At 54.6% G+C, this 3,435-nt stretch carries 1 tRNA gene and 2 rRNA genes; all 3 read right to left on the bottom strand.

The annotated features are described in order from the left end of the window. Positions 1-36 precede the first annotated feature (36 nt). A tRNA-Met gene (locus tag HRV97_RS17110) sits at positions 37-113 on the bottom strand. 120 nt (positions 114-233) lie between these two features. Beyond that, positions 234-348: ribosomal RNA gene (gene rrf / locus HRV97_RS17105) — 5S ribosomal RNA — on the bottom strand. Between the two features lie 113 nt (positions 349-461). Beyond that, positions 462-3,260 (bottom strand): 23S ribosomal RNA (locus HRV97_RS17100). Positions 3,261-3,435 lie beyond the last annotated feature (175 nt).

The following is a 3,435-nucleotide window of genomic DNA, read 5'->3' as shown; positions in this document are numbered from 1 at the left end:
GCCTGTGAGGGCGGCGTGTATTGTCTCGTGGGGTTTTGGTTGCGGGGACAGGATTTGAACCTGTGACCTTCAGGTTATGAGCCTGACGAGCTACCGGGCTGCTCCACCCCGCGACATGAGCCGAGCTGCACGGCGGCACGCTTGATGCGTGCTGTTGTGTGGCTTGGCTTCGACCTCCGATGGAGGAGTACATTGTGTATGGGTTCATGTGCACGTTTATCACCGGCATCAATGCCTGGCGGCGACCTACTCTTCCATCGCTTAAGCGATAGTACCATTGGCGCTGTTGGGTTTCACGGCCGAGTTCGGGATGGGATCGGGTGGGACACCGACGCTATGGCCACCAGGCAATGGTGCCGGTGAAAACGTGATGGGTATCAAAATCGGTGCGTGCACTGGCTGTGTTTATTACCTTGCCCGTCATCGGCTGTTTTCCAGCATTGATGTTGGGGGTGTGTGCTCTCAAGCGCGAATAGGACGATTAGTATCGGTTAGCTTCACGCGTTACCGCGCTTCCACATCCGATCTATCAAGGTCGTGGTCTTCGACCGTCCTGAGAAATCTTATCTCGAGGGAGGCTTCCCGCTTAGATGCTTTCAGCGGTTATCCCGTCCGTACATAGCTACCCTGCTGCGCCGTTGGCACGACGACAGGTACACCAGAGGTACGTTCAACCCGGTCCTCTCGTACTAGGGTCAACTCCTCTCAAATTTCGACGCCCACGGCAGATAGGGACCAAACTGTCTCGCGACGTTCTGAACCCAGCTCACGTACCACTTTAATTGGCGAACAGCCAAACCCTTGGGACCTGCTCCAGCCCCAGGATGTGATGAGCCGACATCGAGGTGCCAAACAACCCCGTCGATATGAGCTCTTGGGGGTTATCAGCCTGTTATCCCCGGCGTACCTTTTATCCGTTGAGCGATGGCCCTTCCACGAGGGACCACCGGATCACTATGACCGACTTTCGTCTCTGCTCGACTTGTCAGTCTCGCAGTCAGGCTGGCTTATGCCATTGCACTCTAACAGCCGGTTTCCAACCGGCCTGAGCCAACCTTCGCGCGCCTCCGTTACTCTTTAGGAGGCGACCGCCCCAGTCAAACTACCCGCCACAGAGGGTCCCTGATCCAGTTTCATGGATCGAAGTTAGACAATAGACAACAACAGGGTGGTATTTCACCTATGGCTCCACACCGGCTGGCGCCAATGCTTCAAAGCCTCCCACCTATGCTACACAGTTCTTGTCCACTGCCACTCTGAAGCTGCAGTAAAGGTGCACGGGGTCTTTCCGTCTAACCGCGGGTACTCCGCATCTTCACGGAGAATTCAATTTCGCTGAGCATGTCCTGGAGACAGTGGGGAAGTCGTTACGCCATTCGTGCAGGTCGGAACTTACCCGACAAGGAATTTCGCTACCTTAGGACCGTTATAGTTACGGCCGCCGTTTACCTGGGCTTCATTTCAGAGCTTGCACCCCTCCACTTAACCTTCAGGCACCGGGCAGGCGTCAGGCCCTATACGTCGTCTTGAAGCCGACTTAGCAGAGCCCTGTGTTTTTGCTAAACAGTCGCTACCCCCTGGCCTGTGCCCCCGATGAGAGCTTGCGCTTACATCGGGCCTCCTTCTTCCGAAGGTACGGAGGCAATTTGCCGAGTTCCTTCAGGACACTTCTCTCAAGCGCCTTGGTATACTCTACCAGACCACCTGTGTCGGTTTCGGGTACGGTCTATACGGTGGGGCTATTTCCCGGGACAGTTTCGAAGCCCGCCCAATCCGTTAAGGGCGAACAACACACACCATCCGTCACACACCACCAGGCCCACGAATATTAACGTGGTTCCCATCGACTACCCCCTTCGGGCTCGTCTTAGGGGCCGGCTCACCCTGCGCGGATTAGCCTTGCGCAGGAACCCTTGGTCTTTCGGCGAGAGGGCATCTCACCCTCTTTATCGCTACTCATGTCTGCATTCGCACTTCCGATACCTCCACCACCCATTACCAGATGGCTTCGCAGGCTTACGGAACGCTCCGCTACCGCGTTGCACAGTGTGCAACACCCAAAGCTTCGGTGCACGTCTTGAGCCCCGTTACATCTTCGCCGCAGGAACCCTTGTTTAGACCAGTGAGCTGTTACGCTTTCTTTAAAGGATGGCTGCTTCTAAGCCAACCTCCTGGTTGTTTTGGGATTCCCACATGCTTTCCCACTTAGACGTGACTTGGGGACCTTAGCTGTTGGTCAGGGCTGTTTCCCTTTTGACGACGGACCTTAGCACCCGCCGTCTGTCTCCCGGATATCACTCGTTGGTATTCGGAGTTTGGTTAGGTTTGGTAGATCTCGCGACCCCCGCACCCATCCAGTGCTCTACCCCCAACGGTGTCCATCCGAGGCACTACCTCAATAGTTTTCGCGGAGAACCAGCTATTTCCCGGCTTGATTGGCCTTTCACCCCTAAACACAACTCATCCGGTAACTTTTCAACGTTAATCGGTTCGGACCTCCAGTGTGTGTTACCACACCTTCATCCTGGTCATGCCTAGATCGCCGGGTTTCGGGTCTAATACATCGAACTATAATCGCCCTATTCAGACTCGCTTTCGCTGCGCCTACACCTAACGGCTTAAGCTTGCTCGATACATTAAGTCACAGACCCATTATGCAAGAGGTACGCAGTCAGGGCACAAGACCCCTCCTACTGCTTGTAGGCAATCCGTTTCAGGTACTGTTTCACTCCCCTCATCGGGGTGCTTTTCACCTTTCCCTCACGGTACTAGTTCACTATCGGTCGCATACGAGTATTTAGGCTTGGAGGGTGGTCCCCCCATGTTCAGACAGAATTACACGTGTTCCGCCCTACTCGAGTCCTTGCATGTCATTTTCGCATACGGGGCTGTCACCCGCTATGGCGCTACTTTCCAGAAGCTTCTGCTAATTTGATGCAAGGCACTGGCCTGGTCCGCGTTCGCTCGCCACTACTAACGGAATCTCGGTTGATGTCTTTTCCTCCAGCTACTGAGATGTTTCAGTTCGCCGGGTTCGCTTCATGAAACCTATGTATTCAGTCCCATGATACTCAAAACCCCAATTACCTAGTCTTCGCCGTCACCAGCTGGGCTAGATAATCAGGATGAGTGGGTTTCCCCATTCGGAAATCTGCGGGTCAAAGGTTGCTCACACCTCACCGCAGCTTATCGCAGCGTGCCACGTCCTTCATCGCCTGTATGCGCCAAGGCATCCACGAATTGCCCTTACCTCACGCTTGAGAGCCCACACCACCAACAACAACACTGGATCAGTCACAAAGACCGACACGAAACTCGGCAAAGAGCAGCGTTGTGCAGTATCTTGGCGTAGGTAATAATCTCAGCCAGATTATGTGAAACGAACCAGCCTTGATCCGACACTCGCAACCTCGCGGTCGCGCGCCTCGCTCAAAG

The sequence above is a fragment of the Sphingomonas hominis genome (assembly GCF_013328205.1).
Taxonomy (GTDB): domain Bacteria; phylum Pseudomonadota; class Alphaproteobacteria; order Sphingomonadales; family Sphingomonadaceae; genus Sphingomonas; species Sphingomonas hominis.
This window is presented reverse-complemented; position numbering and strand designations above follow the sequence as displayed.